This window comes from Halobiforma lacisalsi AJ5 (genome assembly GCF_000226975.2).
Classification (GTDB): domain Archaea; phylum Halobacteriota; class Halobacteria; order Halobacteriales; family Natrialbaceae; genus Natronobacterium; species Natronobacterium lacisalsi.
Genome location: NZ_CP019285.1, coordinates 3,145,884 through 3,166,504, shown reverse-complemented (window position 1 = coordinate 3,166,504; position 20,621 = coordinate 3,145,884). Strand labels below are relative to the sequence as shown.

The 20,621-nt window shown below is 65.9% G+C and carries 25 protein-coding genes; 11 read left to right on the top strand and 14 right to left on the bottom strand.

Annotated features, from left to right (window positions below; all coding sequences use genetic code 11):
- Positions 1-12: 12 nt before the first annotated feature.
- From CHINAEXTREME_RS15405 to CHINAEXTREME_RS15355, 11 genes are all read right to left on the bottom strand, one after another.
- Entirely contained in the window at positions 13-759 is a 747-nt protein-coding gene (locus tag CHINAEXTREME_RS15405; RefSeq protein ID WP_007142677.1) for an ABC transporter permease, read from the bottom strand.
- The gene (locus tag CHINAEXTREME_RS15400) at positions 756-1,643 is read right to left on the bottom strand and encodes an ABC transporter ATP-binding protein (RefSeq protein ID WP_007142676.1); all 888 of its coding nucleotides are present in this window, start codon (positions 1,641-1,643) and stop codon (positions 756-758) included. The genes CHINAEXTREME_RS15405 and CHINAEXTREME_RS15400 overlap by 4 nt, the downstream gene beginning before the upstream one ends.
- Positions 1,640-2,464 carry an ABC transporter permease gene (locus CHINAEXTREME_RS15395; protein WP_007142675.1) on the bottom strand — a complete coding sequence of 275 codons (825 nt, stop codon included), beginning with the start codon at positions 2,462-2,464 and terminating at the stop codon, positions 1,640-1,642. The genes CHINAEXTREME_RS15400 and CHINAEXTREME_RS15395 overlap by 4 nt, the downstream gene beginning before the upstream one ends.
- Before the next feature lie 38 nt (positions 2,465-2,502).
- Positions 2,503-3,678 carry an ABC transporter substrate-binding protein gene (locus CHINAEXTREME_RS15390; RefSeq protein ID WP_007142674.1) on the bottom strand — a complete coding sequence of 392 codons (1,176 nt, stop codon included), beginning with the start codon at positions 3,676-3,678 and terminating at the stop codon, positions 2,503-2,505.
- 146 nt (positions 3,679-3,824) lie between these two features.
- Positions 3,825-4,190, bottom strand: coding sequence for a cupin domain-containing protein (locus CHINAEXTREME_RS15385; RefSeq protein ID WP_007142673.1), 366 nt, complete (start codon positions 4,188-4,190; stop codon positions 3,825-3,827).
- Positions 4,191-4,300: 110 nt separating this feature from the next.
- Positions 4,301-5,392, bottom strand: coding sequence for an Mrp/NBP35 family ATP-binding protein (locus CHINAEXTREME_RS15380; protein ID WP_007142672.1), 1,092 nt, complete (start codon positions 5,390-5,392; stop codon positions 4,301-4,303).
- Between the two features lie 133 nt (positions 5,393-5,525).
- Positions 5,526-5,840 (bottom strand): hypothetical protein, encoded by a 315-nt coding sequence (locus CHINAEXTREME_RS15375; RefSeq protein ID WP_007142671.1) that lies wholly within the window; start codon positions 5,838-5,840, stop codon positions 5,526-5,528.
- Between the two features lie 181 nt (positions 5,841-6,021).
- Positions 6,022-6,351: a hypothetical protein gene (locus CHINAEXTREME_RS15370; RefSeq protein WP_007142670.1), complete on the bottom strand. Its 330-nt coding sequence runs from the start codon at positions 6,349-6,351 to the stop codon at positions 6,022-6,024.
- Positions 6,348-7,715, bottom strand: a complete 1,368-nt coding sequence (gene nrfD, locus CHINAEXTREME_RS15365; RefSeq protein ID WP_010546802.1) for an NrfD/PsrC family molybdoenzyme membrane anchor subunit — start codon at positions 7,713-7,715, stop codon at positions 6,348-6,350. The genes CHINAEXTREME_RS15370 and nrfD overlap by 4 nt, the downstream gene beginning before the upstream one ends.
- Positions 7,712-9,394, bottom strand: a complete 1,683-nt coding sequence (locus CHINAEXTREME_RS15360) for a 4Fe-4S ferredoxin N-terminal domain-containing protein (RefSeq protein ID WP_007142668.1) — start codon at positions 9,392-9,394, stop codon at positions 7,712-7,714. Before CHINAEXTREME_RS15360 ends, nrfD begins: the two co-directional genes overlap by 4 nt.
- Before the next feature lie 355 nt (positions 9,395-9,749).
- Complete coding sequence (locus tag CHINAEXTREME_RS15355; RefSeq protein WP_007142667.1) at positions 9,750-10,427, bottom strand: helix-turn-helix domain-containing protein; 678 nt, start codon at positions 10,425-10,427, stop codon at positions 9,750-9,752.
- Positions 10,428-10,562: 135 nt separating this feature from the next.
- On the opposite strand from CHINAEXTREME_RS15355, the gene CHINAEXTREME_RS15350 reads away from it, so the two are divergent.
- The 3 genes from CHINAEXTREME_RS15350 to CHINAEXTREME_RS15340 all read left to right on the top strand — a co-directional run bounded on the left by CHINAEXTREME_RS15350 (position 10,563) and on the right by CHINAEXTREME_RS15340 (position 11,462).
- Positions 10,563-10,790, top strand: a complete 228-nt coding sequence (locus CHINAEXTREME_RS15350) for a DUF2249 domain-containing protein (RefSeq protein WP_007142666.1) — start codon at positions 10,563-10,565, stop codon at positions 10,788-10,790.
- 58 nt (positions 10,791-10,848) lie between these two features.
- Entirely contained in the window at positions 10,849-11,082 is a 234-nt protein-coding gene (locus CHINAEXTREME_RS15345) for a DUF2249 domain-containing protein (protein WP_007142665.1), read from the top strand.
- A gap of 110 nt (positions 11,083-11,192) precedes the next feature.
- Positions 11,193-11,462, top strand: coding sequence for a DUF2249 domain-containing protein (locus tag CHINAEXTREME_RS15340; protein WP_007142664.1), 270 nt, complete (start codon positions 11,193-11,195; stop codon positions 11,460-11,462).
- Between the two features lies 1 nt (position 11,463).
- Here the strand turns inward: CHINAEXTREME_RS15340 and CHINAEXTREME_RS15335 are convergent, their stop codons facing one another.
- On the bottom strand, positions 11,464-12,366 hold the full coding sequence (locus CHINAEXTREME_RS15335) for an alpha/beta fold hydrolase (RefSeq protein WP_007142663.1): 903 nt from the start codon (positions 12,364-12,366) through the stop codon (positions 11,464-11,466).
- Between the two features lie 150 nt (positions 12,367-12,516).
- Between CHINAEXTREME_RS15335 and nirK (CHINAEXTREME_RS15330) the strand changes: the two genes are divergently transcribed.
- The 7 genes from nirK (CHINAEXTREME_RS15330) to CHINAEXTREME_RS15300 all read left to right on the top strand — a co-directional run bounded on the left by nirK (CHINAEXTREME_RS15330) (position 12,517) and on the right by CHINAEXTREME_RS15300 (position 18,363).
- Positions 12,517-13,611: a copper-containing nitrite reductase gene (gene nirK / locus CHINAEXTREME_RS15330; protein WP_076738753.1), complete on the top strand. Its 1,095-nt coding sequence runs from the start codon at positions 12,517-12,519 to the stop codon at positions 13,609-13,611.
- Between the two features lie 60 nt (positions 13,612-13,671).
- A complete protein-coding gene (locus CHINAEXTREME_RS15325) occupies positions 13,672-14,250 on the top strand; it encodes a cupredoxin domain-containing protein (RefSeq protein ID WP_076738752.1) in 579 nt (192 codons plus the stop codon).
- A 150-nt stretch (positions 14,251-14,400) separates the two neighbouring features.
- Entirely contained in the window at positions 14,401-15,168 is a 768-nt protein-coding gene (locus CHINAEXTREME_RS15320) for an SCO family protein (protein WP_044961968.1), read from the top strand.
- Positions 15,169-15,171: 3 nt separating this feature from the next.
- The gene (locus tag CHINAEXTREME_RS15315) at positions 15,172-15,702 is read left to right on the top strand and encodes a TlpA family protein disulfide reductase (protein ID WP_007142659.1); all 531 of its coding nucleotides are present in this window, start codon (positions 15,172-15,174) and stop codon (positions 15,700-15,702) included.
- Position 15,703: 1 nt separating this feature from the next.
- Complete coding sequence (locus CHINAEXTREME_RS15310) at positions 15,704-16,366, top strand: cytochrome c biogenesis CcdA family protein (RefSeq protein ID WP_029601686.1); 663 nt, start codon at positions 15,704-15,706, stop codon at positions 16,364-16,366.
- Positions 16,367-16,648: 282 nt separating this feature from the next.
- Complete coding sequence (gene nirK, locus CHINAEXTREME_RS15305; RefSeq protein WP_076738751.1) at positions 16,649-17,731, top strand: copper-containing nitrite reductase; 1,083 nt, start codon at positions 16,649-16,651, stop codon at positions 17,729-17,731.
- 44 nt (positions 17,732-17,775) lie between these two features.
- Positions 17,776-18,363 (top strand): plastocyanin/azurin family copper-binding protein, encoded by a 588-nt coding sequence (locus CHINAEXTREME_RS15300; protein ID WP_076738750.1) that lies wholly within the window; start codon positions 17,776-17,778, stop codon positions 18,361-18,363.
- A 526-nt stretch (positions 18,364-18,889) separates the two neighbouring features.
- Here CHINAEXTREME_RS15300 and CHINAEXTREME_RS22455 read toward each other — a convergent pair.
- Positions 18,890-19,015, bottom strand: coding sequence for a hypothetical protein (locus CHINAEXTREME_RS22455; protein ID WP_007142655.1), 126 nt, complete (start codon positions 19,013-19,015; stop codon positions 18,890-18,892).
- A 141-nt stretch (positions 19,016-19,156) separates the two neighbouring features.
- Complete coding sequence (locus tag CHINAEXTREME_RS15295; protein WP_010546799.1) at positions 19,157-20,146, bottom strand: transcription initiation factor IIB; 990 nt, start codon at positions 20,144-20,146, stop codon at positions 19,157-19,159.
- 196 nt (positions 20,147-20,342) lie between these two features.
- Between CHINAEXTREME_RS15295 and gatC the strand changes: the two genes are divergently transcribed.
- The gene (gene gatC / locus CHINAEXTREME_RS15290) at positions 20,343-20,621 is read left to right on the top strand and encodes an Asp-tRNA(Asn)/Glu-tRNA(Gln) amidotransferase subunit GatC (protein ID WP_007142652.1); all 279 of its coding nucleotides are present in this window, start codon (positions 20,343-20,345) and stop codon (positions 20,619-20,621) included.

Below are 20,621 nucleotides of genomic sequence, written 5' to 3'. Positions count from 1 at the left end.
GGGTTCACGCCGTCAGGCCGACCCGTTCGCCCAGGGAACGAGCCACCGGTCGAGCCGTCCGACCGCGGCCGTCGACGCCGCGCCCAGGGCCGCGATGGAGAGCATGCCGACGACGATGTGAGGGTACGAGCCGCCCGTGTAAGCTGACCACGTCAGGTAGCCCAGGCCGCTCCCGCCCGCGAGCATCTCCGCGGCCACGAGGTTGAGCCAGGCCAGCCCCATCCCGACGGAGAGCCCGGTCGTGATCGACGGCAGCGCGCCCGGTACGGCGACGTGGCGGAACGTCGACGCCGGGTCGGTGCCCAGCGACCGGGCCGCCTTCGCGTACTCCCGGTCGACGCTCCGGCCGCCCTCGAGCGAGTTCAGCAGGATGGGGAAGAACGCGCCCAGGAAGGTAATGAACATGATCCCGGGTTCGGTGCCGGGGATCAGCAGGATCACCGCGGGAATCCACGCGATCGGCGGGATCGGCCGGAGCAACTCGAGCGCCGGCAGCGTCAGGTCGGCGAACGGGTCGTGCCACCCCGCGAGCAGTCCCACCGGAACGGCGAGCGCGACCGCGAGGAGGAAAGGGACGTACACCCGGACGGCGCTCCTGACGGCCGAGGAGAGAAACGACGGGTCCGTCGCCACGTCGGCGGCGGCTCCGGCGACGACCGGCAGCGTCGGCAGGCCGGGCGCGACGGTCGCGCCGACGAGCCACCAGACCGCCCCGAGTCCGAGCAGCGACGCCGTCGAGCCGATCCGGTCGCCGGTCACGGGTTTTCAACTCCGCCGGAGCCGTCGGCCACGTCGTTCCCGTTCCCGTCGTCACCGCCGTCGGCCACGGCCGCAGGCCGCGCCCCAGCCTCCGTCGCGAACTCCGAGCCGGCCTCGTCGTGGATCGACGCCAGCAGCCGCCGCTTCAGGTCGGTGAAGGCCCCGGTCGTCCGGGCGTCGTGGCCTCGAGGCCGGTCCAGCGGGACGTCGACGACGGTCTTGACGGTTCCCGGCCGGGCCGTCATGACGACGACCCGGTCGGCAAGCAGGATCGCCTCCTCGACGTCGTGGGTGACGAAAAGCGCCGTCGCGTCCGTCTCCCGCCAGGCCGACAGCAGTTCGACCTGCATGCGCTGTTTCGTCATCGCGTCGAGCGCGCTGAACGGCTCGTCCATCAGCATGATCGACGGCTCGTTGGCGAGCAGGCGGGCCAGTTCCGCCCGCTGGGCCATCCCGCCCGAGAGGTCGCTCGGGTACGAGTCCGCGAACGAGGACAGCCCCATCCGCTCGAGCAGGTCCGGCACTCGATCGGTCGGGCGACCCCGCACCGACGGTCCGAACGCGACGTTCTCCCGGACGGTCTTCCAGGGGAACAGCCGATTCTCCTGGAAGACGACCCCGCGGCTCGGATCGGGTCCGGTCACGGGGTCGCCGTCGACAGCGACCCGACCCTCGGTCGGTTCGACGTGGCCGGCGACGCAGTCCAGCAGCGTGCTTTTCCCACAGCCCGAGGGGCCGAGTACCGTCACGAACTCGCCTGGTTCGATCTCGAGATCGAGGCCGTCGACGGCGACGACCCGCTCGTCGTCGGCCTCGCCGCCGTAGGTCTTGGTCAGCCCCTCGATGGCGATCCGACCGCCCGAGGGCTCGCGATCGGAACTCATCGCGTCACCCCCGTCGGCGCGCCCTCGAGCCAGGGAGCCGCCCGCTCGACGGCGGCCGACAGCAGGGCCGTCGAGGCAGCGCCGAGGAACCCGACGGCGATCATGCCGACGACGACCGATTCGACGTCGATCAGCCGGTAGGCCTGGAAGACGACGTGGCCGAGCCCGTACTCGCCGGTGATCATCTCCGCCGCGATAACCGTCACCCAGCCCAGGCCGACGCCGATGGTGACGCCGGTGAAGATTGCCGGGAGCGCCGACGGCAACACGACGTGACGAAGCACCTCGCGGTCGCCCGCACCGAGGCTCGCCGCGGCACGGCGGTACTCGTCGTCGACCGATCGGACGCCGTTGACCGTGTTGACCAGTACGGGGAAGAATGCCCCGAGGAACACCACGAACACGACGCCGAGTCGGACGGTCGGGAAGATCACGAGCACCAGCGGCACCCACGCGATCGGCGGAATCGGCCGCAGGAACTCGAGCGCCGGCAGCAGGAACCGCTCCCACCGGGGCCGCGTGCCGATCAGCAGCCCCAGCGGGATCGCAGCCGTGACCGCGACCCCGACCCCGGCGAGCACGCGACCGGTCGTGTAGGCGGCGTGCAGGTAGATCGTGCCGCCGTCGGCGACCGGCTCGCCTGTCAGGTGAGCGGCGACGGCGGCGGCCGTCTCGACCGGCGAGACGAAGAACGCGAACCCGGCGACGCCGAACCGGACCAGTGCCCACCAGATCGCGAACACCGCGAACACCGACGCGCCGCGGCGCACCGACCGCGGGACCGCCTCGAGTCGGCGGGCAAACGCCGTCGCGCCGGTCATTGCGGTCCGTCGAACGCGGGCGACGGACGCAGCCCCGCTCACGATCGGTCACCCGCACGGCGGGGGTTCCAGTCGACCTCGGACTCGAGGTCGTCGGCCGCCTCCGACAGCAGATTCGTGTCGTACCGATCGCTCGGCGGCGTCCGATCGATCACCTCGGCCTCCTCGAGCAGGAACTCGGGGCCGGTGTCGGTGAGCAGGTCCTGGGCCGGCCCGACCGCGGAGAAATCGGTGTAGAACCGCTGTCGGTCGACCCCGGGGTTGACCTCGAGGTTCTCGTACAGCGTCGTCCGGACCGTCTCGCGCTCGAGGTCGCGGCTCAGTTCTGACTCCTCCATACCCAGATCCAGCGCACGGTCGGGTTCGGTCGCGAGCAGGTGTTTGGCCTCGAGTTCGGCCTTCAGCCACCCCTTCGCGACCTCGGGTCGGTCCTCGATCAGCGAGTCGGGCATGACGAGCGCCCCGAGGTCGGGTTCGTCGTAGTCGGCGCCGGTGAACAGGTACCGGCCGGACGAGGCCTGATCGACGACGCGGGCCATCGACGGCTCCCAGCCGAAGGCGACGTCGATCGACCCCTCGCGTAAGTTCGTGACGATCGTGTTGATGTCCTGGTCCCTGATCGTCACCTCGATGTCCTCCTGCTCGAGGACGGTCAGCAGGAACCGATGCGAGAGCGTCCCCTGGGTGACGTTGACCTCGCGGCCGTCCAGATCCGCCGCGGACTCGAGGTCGGCGTCCTCGTGGACGACACAGAGGTTGCCCTGCTGGCCCATCGAGTAGCCGCTCAGCCCGACGATCCGGATCGGCGTGTCGTCGTTCGCCGCGGCGATGATCGCCGGGTTATCGCCCATGTACCCCAGGTCCGTCTGGCCGGAGATGAGCCGGTTGACCGTCGGGGCACCCTGCAACACGGCGTGCCACTCGACGTCGTACCCGTCCGGGAGGTGTTTCTCCCACAGTTCGCCGTGGCGGATCACCAGCGCGGAGAAGGCCTCGCTGTAGTAGGGATGGTAGTCGACAGTGATCGTCTCGGAGCCCCCGACGGCGCCGCCCAGACAGCCGGCGACGGCCGAGAGGCCGACGCCCGCGCCCGCCACGCCGGCGGTTTCGAGCACGCTTCGCCGCGAGAGCCCGGTACCGTCGTCGCCGTTGCCGTCTCCACGCTCGAGAGGGGACCGTGACCGATCGTCCCGCCCGGATCGTTCTCGTTCCATACCCGTTCCTCTCGCCACCGGGTCAAAGCGGCGCTGAAGGTGGTGACGCTCGCCTCCGCTCGGGGATTCGGTCGAAAGTTACCGCTTTCGACGAGACTGAAGAGCGGTCGCGAGGCCCGAAGCGAAAGGATAGCGCGAGCGAACGATCAGGACGGCAACGGACACAGACTCGCCGTGAATATCACCGTCTCCTCGGTCTCGTTTCGCGCCCCGTGGGGGACGCCCCGATCGTGGCGGACCACGCCCGGCGCCTCGATCGCCTCCTCGTCTTCTCCGCGAACGACCGTGACCGTCCCCTCGAGCACGTGGAAGACGTTCGTGCTGTCGGGGTGATCGTGAGCCTCGAGTTCCGCGCCTGGGCCGAGCGCAAACGCCTTGACGAGCACGTCGTCGGTGACGACCAGTTCCGCGGTTTCGACCTCGCCGTCGCCCGGCTCGAGTCCGGGGTCGGCAAGCGCGGCGGCGTACTCGTCGAGTCCCGTGTCGCCGTCGGAATCGCTATCGGATGACATGGCCGTGGCTATCTTCGACGACGAGGGGCAAAACGCCTCCGTTCGCAGTCCTGGCGAGCCGGAACGGCAGGCTGACCGGTCGGAGCGAAAGAGAGGAAAACCGGCGCGGATCAGTCCTCGGTCTCGGTCGGCAGAACGTCCGCCGGTTCGTCCGAGGTGTGCTCGGCGACCGTGCGACGGTTGGCCTCGCCGATCCGGTCGGCGATCTCGGCGACCACGTTCTCGACCGGCTCCTGGACCTCGCTGTCGTCGTCCTTGACGATCGGTCCCTCGCTCCCGTCCGCGCCGAAGTCCGGGTGGATCGGGATCTTGCCCAGCAGGGGCACGTCGTACCGGTCGACGATGTCGTCCGCACCGTCGGTCCCGAACAGGCCGTGCTGGTCGCCACAGGACGGACAGACGAACGAACTCATGTTCTCGACGACGCCCAGGACGGGCGTGTCGTGCTTGTTGAACATCTGGACTCCCTTGCGGGTGTCCTCGAGCGCCATCTCCTGGGGCGTCGTGACGACGACCGATCCCGTGACGGGCATCGACTGCAGGAGGTTCAGCGTCGCGTCGCCGGTCCCCGGCGGCAGGTCGACCACGAGGTAGTCGAGGCGACCCCACTCGACGCCCTCGAGGAACTTCATCATGAACTTGTTGACCATCGGCCCACGGAGGATCGCGGGGTCGTCGTCCTCCTCGGTCATGAAGCCCATGCTGATGACGCGGACGCCGTCCGAGCGGGGCGGGACGATGTCCTCGTTGGGCATCACGCCCGGTTCGCCCTCGACCGGCAGGATCTTCGGGATGTTCGGGCCGTGGATGTCGGCGTCGAGCAGGCCGACCATCGCGCCGCGTTTCTCGAGGCCGGCCGCGAGGTTCGCGGCGACCGTGGTCTTGCCGACGCCACCCTTCCCGGAGGAGACGGCGATCACATTGCGAACGCGGGGCAGCACTTCGTCGTCGAAGCCGTGTTCCTGGCCGACGTGGGCCCGGAGGTCGGCCTCGAGGCCGACCTCGTCACAGACTTCACGCACCCGGTTGCCGAGTTCCATCTCGGAGGGCGCGTAGGGAGCGTTGAGCGCGAGCGAGATGCGGGCGGTCTCGTCGTCGATCACGACGTCGTTGACTAACCCGAGGGTGACGATGTCCTCGCCGATGTCGGGATCCTCGATCTCCTCGAGTTTGATCTTGAGTTCGTGTTCTGTGATACTCATGCTGCGTCGTTACCTAGAGCGAACGGGGTCGACGGGGATACGTGTGATGGTTCCGCCCCGTAGCGGGACGGAGACGGTTTCGAAACGGGATAGCGGACGGTCAGCGCGGCTCGTAACGAGCGGCTCTCGGAGACTACGGACCGGTCGCCCCGATCGGCTCCGGCGCGCCGCCGTAGAAGACGATGCCGATGATGACGGTCAGGAAGAACATGCTGATCCACATCCCCGAGGTCAGACCGACGAGGTAGGTGACGCCGAGCAGTCCGGTCTTGGTGTGCCGCGGGGTCCCGACGAACCACGCGATCACCATGACGTAGATCGGCACCAGAATCACCGCGAAAATCAGCCAGGTCCCCGTGTTCGGGAACCCGGTCAACCCCTGGGTCCCCTCGTAGCCGTGGTACAGCACCGTCGCGGTCACGGCTCTCGCGGCAGCGAGGGAAAGCATAGCCCGAGTACCACGTCTTCCGTGGTTTCGCTACCGCCTGCACGTGCAAGGGGTTGGGATCGGGTGCAGAAAAGACGGGCAGGTGGCCGTCCCGAAGCGTTCGATACTCGAGTCCGGTAGCTACGGGAAGACGAAAAATCGAACGGCGAAACCGAAGAGAAAGCGACCGCGAGGCCGTCCGTTACGGGCCGGTCGCGCCGATCGGTTCGGGCATCCCGCCGTAGAAGACGATGCCGATGATCATGGTCAGGAAGAACATCCCGACCCACATCGACGTCGTCAGGCCGACGAGATACGAGACGCCGAGCAGTCCCGACTTGGTGTCTCGCGGTTCACCGACGAACCACGCGATCACCATGATGTAGATCGGTACCAGGATCACCGCGAAGATCAGCCAGGTACCGATGTTCGGGAAGCCGGTCAGGCCCTCGGTCCCGTCGTATCCGTGATACAGCAGTTCCGGGGACAGGAACGCAAGCGTTGCGGCGATGGACGTGAGGGTCGGACTCATGCTTTCACCTCCTTCTCTGCGGCGGTTTCACCGTGTTCCTCGTGTTCGTGGCCGTGGTCGCCACGAAGGTGTTCGATCGCGTGAAGTTCGACGACCGGAACGACCTTCGAGACCGACAGGAAGATCAGCACTACCATGCCGATCGTGCCGGCAAGCGAGAGCCACTCGATGGCACTCGGGAAGTACTCCCCGGGCGTCGCGGCGTAGATCTCGAATTCGGGGTGCATGAACCCTTCGACGACGAACAGCAGCTTCTCGAGGAAGGTCGCGGTCAGCACGACGATCCCCGAGAGGATCGCTCGAGCCTTCGTGAACAGCGACGGGCGGATCGTCTGTGCGAAGATGTACGCAAGGGTCGCGAACACGAGGCCCATCGAGAGCAGGTAGATCGGGTGGTCGAGAGTGGCACCCTGTGCGGTGCTCGTCGAGAGCGGCGCCTTGAACAGCCCGGTGACGTTCTGCTGGAGCTGGAGCCAGAGGAACAGCAGGCAGAAGAACCCGAGCCACAGTAGCAGGCCGCGGAAGACGTCGTCGGTCATGATGTGTTCCCAGTCGTACGCACGACGGAAGGCGTAGGCGACGAGGATCACGCCGCTGATCGCCGAGGTCAGTGCGATAGTGAGGAACTGCGGCCCCTGGACGGCGCCGAACCAGGCGGGCATGCCCGGCAGCACGGCGAACAGCCACGGAATGACGCCACCGTGGAGCAGGAGCGGGGCCATGATGATGATCGCCAGCGCGAGCCACCAGACCATCCGTTCGATGATCCGGTCTTCCTCTCGGGTGTAACCGATCGTCATGATCTTGTAGACCGGCTCGAAGAGGTCCGGCAGCTGGTCGCGCAGTCGCGTGATGTCGTACCGGAGCGTCAGGGCGAGATAGGTGGCGGTCAGGACGAAGTAGGCGGTAATGACCGTCACGTCCCACACCAGCGGCGAGTTGTTAACCGTGATGTGGTAGTGGCCAAGGACGCTGGTGACCATCCGGTCCGGGCGACCCATGTGGACCAGGATGTAGAACCCGGCCGCGGAGAGGCCGGCGATCGTTAGCAGTTCTGCGAGGCGGGCGACCGGCATGTAGCGGTCCATCCCGAGCAGACGCACTGCGGCCGAGAGGATGATCCCGCCGTGTGCGATACCGACCCACCAGATGAACGCGCCGATGTACAGGCCCCAGGTGACGCCGCCACCGGAGCCCCAGTCGCCGAGGCCCGTGACGACCAGCCCCTTCTGGAGCTGGTAGGCCCAGGCGACGAGGAACGCGCCGAAGGCCAGTGCACACACGGCGAACAGCGCGATATACTTCTTCGTGAACGTGTTGATCGGTCGAAGGATGTCGGCCTCGGAGGGAGTCTTCGTGCTCACAGCGACCACCCCGTGTCACCGACGGTTTCCTCGTCGAGCACCTCTTTGCGGTTGTCGACGAGGTCGATCGTTTCGCCGTTGACCGCTTCGTAGCTGAGCTGTTCGTACTCGAGGCTCGTCGCGCCGGTCGGTTCGGTCTGCTCGGCATGCGGGCCGGGCTCCTGACCGAGGTAGACGATGTTCGGGTTGGTGCCCATGTCCTCGAGGAGCCGGAAGTTCGACTCGGGCGAGCCGGTGAACGCTTCCAGACGCTGCTGGGCGTCCTCGACGCTTGGTCCGTCGAACTCCTCGTCCTCGTCGGTCTCGTCGGCGAGGTCGAGTTCGACGAGCACGTCTTCGCTGTCGAGGTCGAGACCGTGGTCGGCAAGCGCGTCGAGCGCTTCCTGGAACTCGCGTTCGTATCCGGCGAGTTTGCCGTCGCCGGTGCCGAGTTCGCCGGTGATCTCGACGGCCTTCATCAGTGCGAGCGTGTCCTCGTCGAGGTCGGTCGCCTCGAGAACCGACTCGAGGTCGTCGTCGGCGCCGTCGAGCGACTCCGCGAGCGCGTCGGCCGACGGCGGCGAGATACGCTCGAGCGTCCGACCCCGACTCGGGTTCGCGGCGTACTTCTTGGGGTCGCTTTCCTCGTCGCTCATGTTACCGAACTGGATCGCACCGGGCGGGCAGGCCTGCTGGCAGGCCGTAGTGCCGACGTATTCCTCACCCATGTGACCGTCCTGTCGGCTGGGACACATCGTACACTTGCTCATGACACCGCGGGGCGCGCGGCTGTCGACCCAGCGATCGCGATCGTCGGTCATGTGATCGCCCTGACCGAGTTCCTCGTGGTGCTCCGCGATGTCTTCGGTCGAGACGTCGGGTTCGTCCCACTGGAAGTAGTTGACGCCGTAGGGACAGGCAACCTGACAGTATCGGCAGCCGATACAGACGTCGTAGTCGGTCAGGACGAGGCCGTCCTTGTCGCGGGTGTGGCGGGCGGTCGTCGGACAGACCTTCTCACACGGCGCGTCAGTACAGTGCTGACACGGCCGGATGAGGCGGTTCGGACTCGGTCCGCTCGTGCGGGCAAGTGAGGAATTCGTGTTCGCAGACTCACCCGGGTCCTCGAACTCGAGGACGTACATCCAGTTGACCCCGCTGTCGAGCTGGTTCTCCGTCGCACAGGCAGTAACACAGGAGAGGCAACCGTCACAGCGCTCGAGGTCGAGGGCCATCCCCCACTGGGTGCGGTCGTGCTCGTAGGGGTCTTCTTCCTCTTCAGCGGCGGCGGCGACGTCGGGTTCCGGGTCGGGCTCGTTCCCGTCGTCGACCGTGCCCCACGCGCCGAGGCCGACGGCGGCCGCGCCAGCGCCCATCTTCTTCATGGCTTCGCGGCGGCCCTCCTCCCCGTCGCCCTCGAACTTCGAGAGCATTCGGGAGGCGGCCCCTTTCGCTTCTTCCTGGGCCGCTTCGAACGCCTCCGCAGTCGGGCGGTTGTCCTCGCCGAACTCCTCCATCACGTCTTCGTGATACTTCTCGTGGAATTCGGCTTCCGACAACTCGCCCTTCGTGACGCGAAACGCGTCCTGGGCCATCTCCATACCGAGTTCCGTATCGTACTCGGTATCGTCGAGCATCGTTTCCAGTTCGTTTTCCCACTCGTTTCCGAGCGGATGGAATGATTCGTCGTCCGTACTCATCAGATCAGAACACCTCTGTACACGGCGTTTTCGTAGCGCAGTAACTCGCCGGTACCCACTTTAATATGTTCATCTGTGTCCCCTAGCCCGGATTCACAACCATATGCGGATGAAGTATAGAGCCGATTTCCAGCCGGTGAGAATCGGTGCGAATATGTTCGGGTATATATTAACTGCGGAGCCCAAGATCAGTTACGTTTCGTGTCCGATGACACCGCATCTCGTTACGAGGCTGCGTCGCAAATCCGCCGCAAACGCAAAGAAAAGTCGTCTTACGATGGGTTGGGCTGCTCGAGCAGGCGGGTCTCCACCGTCAGTGCAAACTGGAACGGCCCCGACTCCGACGACCTCCGAGTCAGCTCACTGCCAGTTGCTCCTCGAGGGGCTCTTCGCCGTCGTCGAGGGCGGGCAGGTCCTCGACGAACCGTTTGATAATCGCCTCCTCGGCACGGTGGAGGGTCTCGCTACAGGTCGATTTCGCGATGTCGAGGTGTTCGGCCAGTTCAGTCAGGGAGCACTCGCGGGGCGTGTCGTAGTACCCCTGCTCTACGGCAGCGGCGACGACTTCGAGTTGGCGTTCAGAGAGTAGTTGGCTCTCGTGGAGGCGCTCGCGAACGTTCTCGATGCGGTACTGGAGACCGAAGTGCTCGAGTTGCTCGGCCAGTTCCGCCAACCGGTCACGAGAGCCAGTGACCTCGATCGTCGCCTCGCCGTCCTGGATCTCGACGGGGAGTTCGATCGGCATCCCCGACTCCTGGGACGAGAACATCAACAGCGGAGCCGTCGTCTCGAAGTGGATCGTCGCCTCGTTCTCGCTCCACTGGGCGAGGGTTAGCTCCGTGATCTGGGAGTGGTCGTTCATGGCGTCGACCACCTCGGGGACCTCCGGTCCCGTTACCCGAACGAGTGCGAACCCGCTGTCGGTGCCGGGGACCGCTGCGAGGACGCGGAACGTCGCCGCCGGAAACTCGGTCGAAATCTGTTCGATCCAGACCTGCTCGGGCAGCGTGATAGTGAGCGTCGCTTGGGCCATACGGATACCTTCTAAACGTGGCCATATACCCGTGGCGACGAATATGTTCGGCGTAATTCCTACAGCGTGGGAACTCCGACGGCACGAACACGTTCGAGTAAATATCCAATCCCGAGCAGGCCGAAGTCGGGGGCGATGCCCACGAAATCAGTCGACAGGACGATCGACGTGCGCGAGATCGACGGCCCGCCGTTCGATGACATCATGTCTGCTGTCGGCTCCCTCGAGGACGGCGAACGCCTGGAGTTGCTCGCTCCGTTCGAGCCGGAACCCCTCTACGAAGTACTCGATTCGCGCGGCTACACGCACGAGAGCGACCGGCAAGATGAGGACCTCTGGCGAGTCCTCATCGAGCCCGCGTGAATATCCCGAACGGGTTCGGCCAAAGGCAAAGGACGCTCCGAGACCCACCAGCATTCGCATGACGCGACTCGACGTCAGGGACATCCCGCCGGTGAACCGCCACCCCACAATCCACGAAGAGTTTCAGGACCTCGAGCCTGGTGAGACGCTGACGATCGTCAACGATCACGAACCCAAACCGCTGTTCTACGAGTTCCAGGCGGAAGTCGAGAGCTTCGACGCCGACGGCTACGAGGTCGAACGCGTCGACACCGACGAGTTCGTCGCCAAGTTCCCCAAGCAAGAGGCCTAACGACCGCTTCGTCCGCCCTTACAGTCGCTTCTCGTTCCGTTCGAACTGCGAATCCGAAGCCTAACATGTACGGCACGGGAGCTACGCCAGTCGGACGCGTCAGTACGCGTATGCAGTCGTACGCTTCCGCCGTCGACCGTACCGACGCGCCCGGCGACAGCCCGCGCGAGGTCATCGACGTCCGATCGCTGGGTCCGCCGGAACCGCTCAAGAACACTCTCGAGACACTCGTGGACCTCGACGACGGGACCGTGCTGGTCCAGCGAAACGACCGCGTCCCGCAGTTCCTCTTCCCGAAACTCGAGGATCGAGGCTACGCTCACGAGACCGTCGAACTCGAGGACGAGGTGGTGACCGTCATCTGGGATCCAGACGCCTAGCTCAGCCTGAAAGGTGGTCGACCAGCATGTCGGTGAACCGCTCGGCCGCCTCGTGTTGGATCCAGTGGCTCGTTTCCGGGAACAACTCGAGGCGGCCGTTCCGACAGAACTCGTAACTGTCGATCGCGAGCGACGGGACGAGCGCCCGGTCGGCTTCTCCCCAGGCAACGAGTGTCGGGACGTCCACGTGTCCGCGCGACATCGCTGCCGGATACCGGCCGCTGGCACGGTACCAGTTCAGCATTCCGGTAAGCGCACCGTCGCGTTGCCACGCCCGGCGATAGCGCTCGAAGTCGGCGTCTGAGAACGTTCCCGGTGCGGCGCTCTCCCTGAGGCCTCGCTCGAGGACGCGGAACTCGTCGTATCGACAGAGCCGTTCGGGTAGCCACGGCAACTGGAAGACGTAAGCGTACCCGCTCCGCCGCATCTGTTCCGGGTTCGACAGCCACTGTCGCAGGTATGCCGTCGGATGGGGCGCGTTGGCGACGACGAGTCGGTCGACGACGTCGGGACGGCGAAGGCCGAGTTCCCAGGCGACCATCCCGCCCCAGTCGTGTCCGACGACGTGGGCGACGTCTTCCCCCTCGCTTTCGATCAGTTCAACGATGTCCTGCGAGAGTGTCGACCGGCGATACGCGCGTACGTGTAATGGTTTATCGCTGCGGTTGTAACCTCGCTGGTCCGGCACCAGAACGCGGTAGCCGGCCTCGACGAGCGGCTCGATCTGGTCCCGCCACCCGTACCAGAACTCCGGGAACCCGTGTAACAGCACCACCAGTGGGTCGTCCGGGTCGCCGGCTACCACCGCGTGCAGCCGAACGCCGTTGACCGTTCGAACGACTGATTCGGCCTCGCTCGAGGGCAGCAGTGCCGATATCGACGGTTCTGGAGGCCGCGTTACCATGGGATTACTACGACGGATCGGCATTTCAATCCCAGTTTCTGGGAATACCGTTCGATTCCGTCGAACGGGTTCGGTTGCGTTCCCTGGTCCGTAGAATCGTCGAGACCGATGTATGTACCACCCCCCAATCGGGAAATGAGGAGAAGACCAATGACCCAATTCGACGCTAACCGACGACGGTTTCTTCAGGGGATCGGGGCAGCGGGTGCACTCGCGGTCGCCGGCTGTCTCGAGAACGATGGATCGGCTACGACCGAAACGACGTCCGAAGACAGCGGAAACCAGGCGGGACTGTCGGCCGCGGAGAGCGTCGACGTCGATCGGATCGCCCGTGACCCGACGGACATCCCGGATCCGGTCGACTGGGACGAGCCCCGCGAACACGACATCACGATCGAGACCGAGCGGCTGACAGCCGAGATCGAGCCCGGCGTCACGTTCGACTACATGACCTTCGAGGGGCAGGTGCCGGGACCGATGGTCCGGGTCCGACGGGGCGATCGAGTCAACCTCACGTTCGACGTCCCGGACGACATGAACATCGAGATGCACAACGTGGACTTCCACGCGGTCTACGGCCCCGGCGGCGGTGCCGACGCGACGACGATCGCGCCGGGGGACGACCCCGCAGAGATCAGCTTTACGGCTGACTACGCGGGCGTGTTCATCTACCACTGTGCGGTCCCGAACATGGACCAGCACATCAGCTCCGGGATGTTCGGTTCGATCCTCGTCGAGCCCGAAGACGGGCTGCCCGAGGTCGACCACGAGTTCTACCTCGGTCAGCACGAGATCTACACCGAAGGCGAGGCCGGCGAGGAGGGCCACCACGGCTTCGACTTCGACGCGATGAAGAGGGAAGATCCCACCTACGTGGTGTTCAACGGCCAGGCCTACGCCTTCACGGAGAACGGCGTCGGACCGATGGAAGCCGAAGTCGGTGACACCGCCCGAGTGTACTTCGCCAACGGCGGTCCGAACCTCCTGAGCTCCTGGCACCCGATCGGGAACGTCTGGAGTGACTTCTACCGCGACGGCGACCTGCTGTCCGAACCCGACAACAACATCGAGACGGCGCCGGTCGCACCCGGTACGACCGCGGCCGGCGAGATGGAGTTCCCCGTCCCCGGCCCGGTCAAGATCGTCGACCACGCGCTCAGCCGCGTCGTCCACAAGGGTGCACTCGGCGTCATCGACGTCCAGGGCGAGGAGAACCCCGAGGTCTACGAGGAGGATCCCCAATAGAGCGGAACCTCCCGCTCGCCACGCAGAGCACCGCATTCGACCGATACCCACTCCAGAACCATGACACCAGTTACCCGCCGTACCGTCCTCCAGGCGTCCGCATCCGCGGTCGGCATCGCTCTCGTCGGCTGTCTCGAGAGCACAGCGGATCGCCTCGGCGGTGCGGAGGGCGACGGTACCGGCGAACTGGGGTCGCCGACCGATCGGATCACGGTCACGGCGAACTCTCAGCCCTACCCCGAGTTCGAGCCACAGATCGTCCACGTCGTTCCCGGCGGGACCGTCGAGTGGCTCGTCGAAACGGGCCGCCACGACGTCACCGCCTACCACGAGGACGGGCACGGCCCTCACCGAACGCCCAACGGCGTCGAGACCTGGGGAAGCCGCCGACTGACCGGCGTGGGATCGTCCTACGAACGGACGTTCGACCAGGAAGGTGTCTACGACTACGTCGACACCCAGCAGGTCTGTACCTCCCACGAGATCGCGGGTAATATCGGCCGCGTCGTGGTCGGCTGGCCCGATCCCGACGACGAACCCGCGATGGCCGACCCACAGCCGGAGCTTCCATCGCAGGCCGCCCGGGCGATCGAGCTGTTCAACGAGGAGACCCGCCCCGTCCTCGAGGCCGGACCGTAGAGGAGGTGCGACGACGGTGACGTCGCCGCGGTCCGGATCGGATGCTCGCCACGAAAGTCGGAACGGGGCCGAACATATTCGCTTCTTTCTAAGCGGGTGGGAATCCGAGCGGTGCTTTAGCCCGTCGAAGACCGACTAACACTCGAGAACATGACCCCTACATCCACATCTACATCCGTCGACAGGCGAACGATCTTGCGCGCGACGGGAGCAGCGGCACTCGGCACGTCCCTCGCGGGCTGTTCACAACTAACCAGTTCCGGCAACGGGGCGGACGGCGTCGTCCTGGATCCGCCGGAGAACCACGATCGAATCAAAGAGTCGGATATCCCACATCCGATCTACGGGGAGGAGATCCCCGAAGCGACCGTCCCGGCTCCGCTGCACGACCGGTCGGTCACGACCACGGAGTTCGAGGGCGATCGGCACGTCATGCTGACGTTCGTATACACCAGCTGTACGACCGTCTGTCCCGGTCTGACCGCGGCCCTGCGGCGCGTTCAGGCCGATGCCCACGAAGAGGGATACGAGGACGAGATCGCGTTCCTCCCGATCACCTTCGACCCCGAGTACGATACGCCCGAGGTGCTCGAGGCTTACGGCGAGGACTACGGCGTCGACTTCGAGGCAGGGAACTGGTACTTCCTGCGTCCGGAGACACACGGAGACGCCAAAGAGGTCGTCGAGGACACGTTCGGCGTGGCGTTCGAGCACGGGGAAGAGTCCGGTGACATGGCTCACGACGACGAATCGGATGAGATGGACGACGAGGAAATGAACCACGAGCGACACATCACTCACACGTCGCTGATCCTGCTCGTGAACAAGGACGGCCTCGTCGAACGGGCCTGGACGGGCGGCTCACCCGGCGGCAACGAAATCGTCGACGCCGCCCGGGCCGTCGTCGAGGGGTGGTGATCCATGCGCCGTCGTGAGGTCCTCGCGGGAGCCGCCGGACTCGCCGCCCTCGGCGGCGGCGCGATCGCAGTTAGCGAACGGAACCCGCTCGAGAGCGACGCGGTCGTCGATCCGATCGAACTGGAGACGATCGACGCGCCGGGGAGCGATGCCGGCACGGTGGCGGTGCCGGAACGCGGCCGGGTGACGTTCGTCGAACTGTTCGCCACCTGGTGTGGCGTCTGTCAGGACATGATGGAACCCCTCGGTCGGGTTCACGACGACCTCGACGGGGACATCCAGTTCGTTTCGGTAACCGGCGAACCGATCGGGAACACCATCACTCGCGAAGACGTCGCGGACTGGTGGCGCGAACACGACGGTGACTGGCCGGTCGCGCTCGACTCCGACCTCGAGCTGACGGAAGCGCTCGATGGCTCCGGGGTGCCGTACGCGTACGTCCTGAACGAGGACAACGTCGTGACCTGGTCCGGACGGGGTCGAAAGTCCGCCGAAGAGATCCGATCGGCCATCGACAGAGCAGGGGGTGAGTGACGTGGCGACCGGCGAACTCCTCGGAACGATGCTGTTCGCCCTCGGGATCGGCGTAGCGACGTTCTTCTCGCCGTGTGCCTACGCGCTGTTGCCCGGCTACGTCGGCTACTACGTCGCCGCGACTGGCGAGGAGACGACCCCGCCGCTGTCCGGCACGCTCGCCCGCGGGATCGCGGCAGCCGTCGGCGCGATGAGCGTACTCGGCATCCTGTCGGTCGCCGCGATCCTCGCCGGAGAGACGGTCGAACGGGCGTTGCCACTGCTCGAGTACGGCGTCGGCCTCGCCCTGATCGTGCTCGGCCTGTGGGTGCTGTACGGCGGGAGCGGTGCCGTCCACGTCCTCCTGCCCGAGCGCCGATCGACCGTCCTCGGGTTCGGACTCTTCGGCGCGATGTACGCCCTCGCAGCGACGGCCTGTGTCCTCCCGGTGTTTCTGGGACTGGCGTTTCGCTCGCTGACCATGCCGCCGCTCGAGACGGCGCTCGTCCTCGGGACCTACGCCGCCGGGTTCGGGACGCTCATGATCGCGGTCACGCTCGCAACGGCCTTCGGATACACGCTGGGAGCGGGACGTATCGCGAACTACGTCGATCGTGTGATCCGTGTTGCAGGGGTCGTACTGGTGATCGCCGGCGTCGGCCAACTGTACGTCGCTGCGGTCTGACGTCGCCTCGATCGCGTCCGTTTTGCCTTCGCCTCGATCTGCGGAAGGGGCTACGTTCCGACGACATCCACGCCGAACCGTCCAGGACCGTCCGGGATCCCGGTGATACGTAGTCGCCGTCGCCCGTCGTCGATCGACCGCGCGAGGTGATCGACGACCGACTGCTGGGTCCGCCGGAATCGCTCCCGCTAGCCGAACATGTTCACCAGTATTCCCCCTCGTGTAGAATTAACGAGACTGTTCTACATATGAGGGGTGTTTATTCGAATGAGGAGAAGAACAATGACCACGATTCAGGCCAACCGACGGCAGTTCATGCAGGCGATCGGGGCAACCGGCGCTGTAGCGGTAGCCGGCTGTCTCGGCAACGACGACGTGTCGGGGAGCAGCACGACAACCGAAAGTGAGGAGGGACTGCCGGCAGCGGAGCCTGTCGACGTCGATCGGATCGCTCGAGATCCGACCGACGTTCCGGACCCTGTCGACTGGGACGAGCCCCGGGAACACGACATCACACTCGAGACCGAACAGATGACGGCCGAGATCGAGCCGGGGGTCACCTTCGACTTCATGACCTTCGGGGGGCAGATCCCGGGACCGATGGTCCGGGTCCGCCGTGGCGACCGGGTCAACCTCCGCTTCGAGGTCCCGGAGGACATCAACATGGACCTCCACAACGTGGACTTCCACGCGGTCTACGGCCCCGGCGGCGGTGCCGACGCGACGACCATCGCGCCGGGCGACAACGCGGCCGAAATCAGCTTCACGGCCGAGTACGCCGGCGCGTTCATCTACCACTGTGCGGTCCCGAACATGGATCACCACATCAGCGCCGGCATGTTCGGTACGATCCTCGTCGAACCCGAGGAAGGGCTGCCCGAGGTCGACCACGAGTTCTACCTCGGCCAGCACGAGATCTACACCGACGGTGAAGCCGGCGAGGCGGGACACCACGGCTTCGACTTCGACGCGATGCAGTCGGAGGATCCCACCTACGTGACATTCAACGGCCAGGCCTACGGCTTCACCCCGGACGGCCTCGGACCGATGAAGGCCAACACGGGTGAGACCGCCCGGGTGTACTTCGCCAACGGCGGCCCCAACCTGACCAGTGCGCTCCACCCGATCGGCAACGTCTGGAGCCGCTACTACCGCGACGGCGACCTCATCTCGGACCCCGACCGCAACATCGAGACCGCGCCGGTCGCACCCGGCACGACCACGGTCGGCGAGATGGAGTTCCCCGTCCCCGGCCCGGTCAAGATCGTCGACCACGCGCTCAGCCGCGTCGTCCACAAGGGTGCCCTGGCCGTCATCGACGTCGAGGGCGAAGAGAACCCCGAAATCTACGACGAAGATCCGTAAGCCCCAGTCCCGTCCGGGACGGGCGAATTACGACTTCCACACCCATGACGCTCACGTCCCGCCGCCACGTGCTTCGATCGTCTGCGCTCGCAATAGCCGCCTTCGGGGGGTGTCTCGAGACTGCAGCGGATCGCTTCGACGACGACGAGCAGGCCCCGGAAGACGCCGGGGAGTTGGGAGCGCCCGCCGAACGGGTCACGGTTACGATCAACTCCCAGCCTCACCCCGAGTTCGACCCACAGATCGTCCACGTCGTTCCCGGCGGGACCGTCGAGTGGCTCGTCGAAACGGGCCGCCACGACGTCACCGCCTACCACGAGGACGGGCACGGCCCTCACCGAACGCCCAACGGCGTCGAGACCTGGGGAAGCCGCCGACTGACCGGCGTGGGATCGTCCTACGAACGGACGTTCGACCAGGAAGGTGTCTACGACTACGTCGACACCCAGCAGGTCTGTACCTCCCACGAGATCGCGGGTAACATCGGCCGCGTCGTCGTCGGGTGGCCCGACCCCGACCCCGACGCCGAACCCGCGATGGCCGACCCACAGCCGGGGCTTCCATCGCAGGCCGCCCGGGCGATCGAGCTGTTCAACGAAAAGACCCGCCCCGTCCTCGAGGCCGGACCGTAGGAGGGAATCTCGAGTTCACACCGGGTCCGAACGCGAGCGACCGGGAGGGTCGATCCCTGTGTCGTTTCGTCCCGTCACCACGAATCGAAGCCTCGTTTTGTTCGTTTGGTCCGCAACTGGTACAGCTCACACCACCCATGTCGTCCATCGTCGACAGGTGAACGTTCCACCGGACCGCTGGTGTGACTATGACCGCAACGTCGCTGACGGCCCGTCTCCAGTCGGGTGCGTTCGGAACCGACGTGGGAGACGACGACCTCGTACGTTTCCACTCGGGAGACGTCGAAGTCGGCAACCGGTATCCTACGGCCGAAAGCGCCGGCCGACGGGAAGGCGCCGGACAGAGGACACGTCGTGGGTGTCCGTCGGGGAAACGCGCTTCCCGTGCTCGAGTCCGGTGTCGGCGTTGTCGTCCCGACGGCGGCGGCAGTCGGCCAACTTACGTCGTGGACGCCTACTGGCTCCCCGACTCACGGCCTCCGGCCGTCCGTCGTTTCGCGGCGCGACGCGTCGCGCGTTCGGCCGCTCACGCCCAGACGTTGAGACAGTCCGCGGAGCAGAAGTGCAGATCCACGTGCTCCATGCCGTCGTCTTCGGGGTAGGTCGTGAGGGTGTACGCTACCTCTTCCGAACGACAGTTAGCGCATTCCATACGGATCCCGACGTGATCCCTACTGTTCAGTATAGACCGACTAACTGCGTGGCTGACCGGTTACGATCGCAATAACTCGAGTCAACAGGAGGTTGCCGCCGTTCTGGCGGGCGGTCCGATCCAAGCGGCGCGGGGAACGGGTCAGGCCGGCGCACCCTCCTCGGCCTCGAGGAGTTCGTGGTAGCGGTTGCGGATCGTGACCTCGGAGATGCTGGCGACCTCGCTGACGTCGTTCTGGGTGACCTTCTCGTTGGTCAGTAGAGCGGCGGCGTAGACCGCGGCGGCGGCGAGACCGACGGGAGACTTGCCGCTGTGGATCCCCTCGTCCTTGGCGGTCTTGAGCAGTCGCCGGGCGCGGCGTTCGGTCTCGTCTGGCAGTTCGAGGTCGCTGGCGAACCGCGGGACGTAGCTCTCGGGGTCGGCCGGCTGGACCTCGAGGCCGAGTTCGCGGACGACGTAGCGGTACGTGCGAGCGATCTCGTCCTTTTCGACGCGGCTGACCGCCGAGATCTCGTCGAGTGAACGGGGGGTGCCGGCCTGGCGGGCGGCGGCGTACAGCGACGCAGTCGCGACGCCTTCGATCGAGCGACCCGGGAGGAGATCCTCCTCGAGTGCACGGCGATAGATCACCGATGCGGTCTCGCGGACGTTCTCCGGCAGGCCGAGCGCCGAGGCCATGCGGTCGATCTCGCCGAGCGCCTGCTTGAGGTTGCGCTCCTTCGAGTCGCGGGTACGGAACCGCTCGTTCCAGGTGCGCAGCCGCTGCATCTTCTGGCGCTGGCGACTGGACAGCGAGCGGCCGTAGGCGTCTTTGTCCTGCCAGCCGATGTTCGTCGACAGGCCCTGGTCGTGCATCATGTTCGTCGTCGGGGCACCGACACGGCTCTTCTCGTCCTTCTCGGCGGCGTCGAACGCCCGCCATTCGGGGCCGCGGTCGATTTCGCCTTCGTCGACGACGAGCCCGCAGTCCTCACAGACAGTTTCGGCGTGCTCGGCGTCCGAGACGAGGCGACCGCCACATTCGGGACACTGTTCGCGCTCACGCTCGTCCTCCTCGGACGTCTCCTGCGACTCGGCACGGTCCGCCTGGCGTCGCTGGTCGCTGCGGGTTCGGATGGTGGAGTCGGTCATTGTTTTCGAAACGGCGCTGAAAACGCTCCGTAGTGCTGACTAGTAACGCAACTCAGTTACTTAAAAGCTCCGGTGGCGGGAGCCGTAACTGAGAGCGGTTACGTCCCGTCCGTGACGACCCGGGTCGGCACCGGTCGACTCCGCGGCGTTCCGTCGTATCGAAACCCTTACTCCCCGGAGGCCGGTTTCAACAGGTATGAGCGACGACGCCGTCAGCCCCGAGGAGGTCCGCCACGTCGCGGAACTCGCTCGTGTCGGCCTCGAGAACGACGAGGTCGACCAGTTCACCCGGCAGTTCGCGGACATCCTCGAGTACTTCGAGACGCTGGACGAGGTTCCGGAGGTCGATCGGGAGGCCGACCTCGTCAACGTGATGCGACCGGACGAAGAGCGCGACTCCCTGGACAGCGAGGAGGCGCTCCGAAACGCCCCGGAAACCGAGGACGGCTACTTCAAGGGCCCGAACGTCTCCTGA

Bases quoted from the DNA above. Each gene is read 5' to 3' on its own strand.
- CHINAEXTREME_RS15400 (WP_007142676.1), bottom strand. From the start codon at position 1,643: ATGAGTTCCGATCGCGAGCCCTCGGGCGGTCGGATCGCCATCGAGGGG.
- CHINAEXTREME_RS15395 (WP_007142675.1), bottom strand. From the start codon at position 2,464: ATGACCGGCGCGACGGCGTTTGCCCGCCGACTCGAGGCGGTCCCGCGG.
- CHINAEXTREME_RS15390 (WP_007142674.1), bottom strand. From the start codon at position 3,678: ATGGAACGAGAACGATCCGGGCGGGACGATCGGTCACGGTCCCCTCTC.
- CHINAEXTREME_RS15385 (WP_007142673.1), bottom strand. From the start codon at position 4,190: ATGTCATCCGATAGCGATTCCGACGGCGACACGGGACTCGACGAGTAC.
- CHINAEXTREME_RS15380 (WP_007142672.1), bottom strand. From the start codon at position 5,392: ATGAGTATCACAGAACACGAACTCAAGATCAAACTCGAGGAGATCGAG.
- CHINAEXTREME_RS15375 (WP_007142671.1), bottom strand. From the start codon at position 5,840: ATGCTTTCCCTCGCTGCCGCGAGAGCCGTGACCGCGACGGTGCTGTAC.
- CHINAEXTREME_RS15370 (WP_007142670.1), bottom strand. From the start codon at position 6,351: ATGAGTCCGACCCTCACGTCCATCGCCGCAACGCTTGCGTTCCTGTCC.
- CHINAEXTREME_RS15360 (WP_007142668.1), bottom strand. From the start codon at position 9,394: ATGAGTACGGACGACGAATCATTCCATCCGCTCGGAAACGAGTGGGAA.
- CHINAEXTREME_RS15355 (WP_007142667.1), bottom strand. From the start codon at position 10,427: ATGGCCCAAGCGACGCTCACTATCACGCTGCCCGAGCAGGTCTGGATC.
- CHINAEXTREME_RS15350 (WP_007142666.1), top strand. From the start codon at position 10,563: ATGCCCACGAAATCAGTCGACAGGACGATCGACGTGCGCGAGATCGAC.
- CHINAEXTREME_RS15345 (WP_007142665.1), top strand. From the start codon at position 10,849: ATGACGCGACTCGACGTCAGGGACATCCCGCCGGTGAACCGCCACCCC.
- CHINAEXTREME_RS15340 (WP_007142664.1), top strand. From the start codon at position 11,193: ATGCAGTCGTACGCTTCCGCCGTCGACCGTACCGACGCGCCCGGCGAC.
- CHINAEXTREME_RS15335 (WP_007142663.1), bottom strand. From the start codon at position 12,366: ATGGTAACGCGGCCTCCAGAACCGTCGATATCGGCACTGCTGCCCTCG.
- nirK (WP_076738753.1), top strand. From the start codon at position 12,517: ATGACCCAATTCGACGCTAACCGACGACGGTTTCTTCAGGGGATCGGG.
- CHINAEXTREME_RS15325 (WP_076738752.1), top strand. From the start codon at position 13,672: ATGACACCAGTTACCCGCCGTACCGTCCTCCAGGCGTCCGCATCCGCG.
- CHINAEXTREME_RS15320 (WP_044961968.1), top strand. From the start codon at position 14,401: ATGACCCCTACATCCACATCTACATCCGTCGACAGGCGAACGATCTTG.
- CHINAEXTREME_RS15315 (WP_007142659.1), top strand. From the start codon at position 15,172: ATGCGCCGTCGTGAGGTCCTCGCGGGAGCCGCCGGACTCGCCGCCCTC.
- nirK (WP_076738751.1), top strand. From the start codon at position 16,649: ATGACCACGATTCAGGCCAACCGACGGCAGTTCATGCAGGCGATCGGG.
- CHINAEXTREME_RS15300 (WP_076738750.1), top strand. From the start codon at position 17,776: ATGACGCTCACGTCCCGCCGCCACGTGCTTCGATCGTCTGCGCTCGCA.
- CHINAEXTREME_RS22455 (WP_007142655.1), bottom strand. From the start codon at position 19,015: ATGGAATGCGCTAACTGTCGTTCGGAAGAGGTAGCGTACACCCTCACG.
- CHINAEXTREME_RS15295 (WP_010546799.1), bottom strand. From the start codon at position 20,146: ATGACCGACTCCACCATCCGAACCCGCAGCGACCAGCGACGCCAGGCG.
- gatC (WP_007142652.1), top strand. From the start codon at position 20,343: ATGAGCGACGACGCCGTCAGCCCCGAGGAGGTCCGCCACGTCGCGGAA.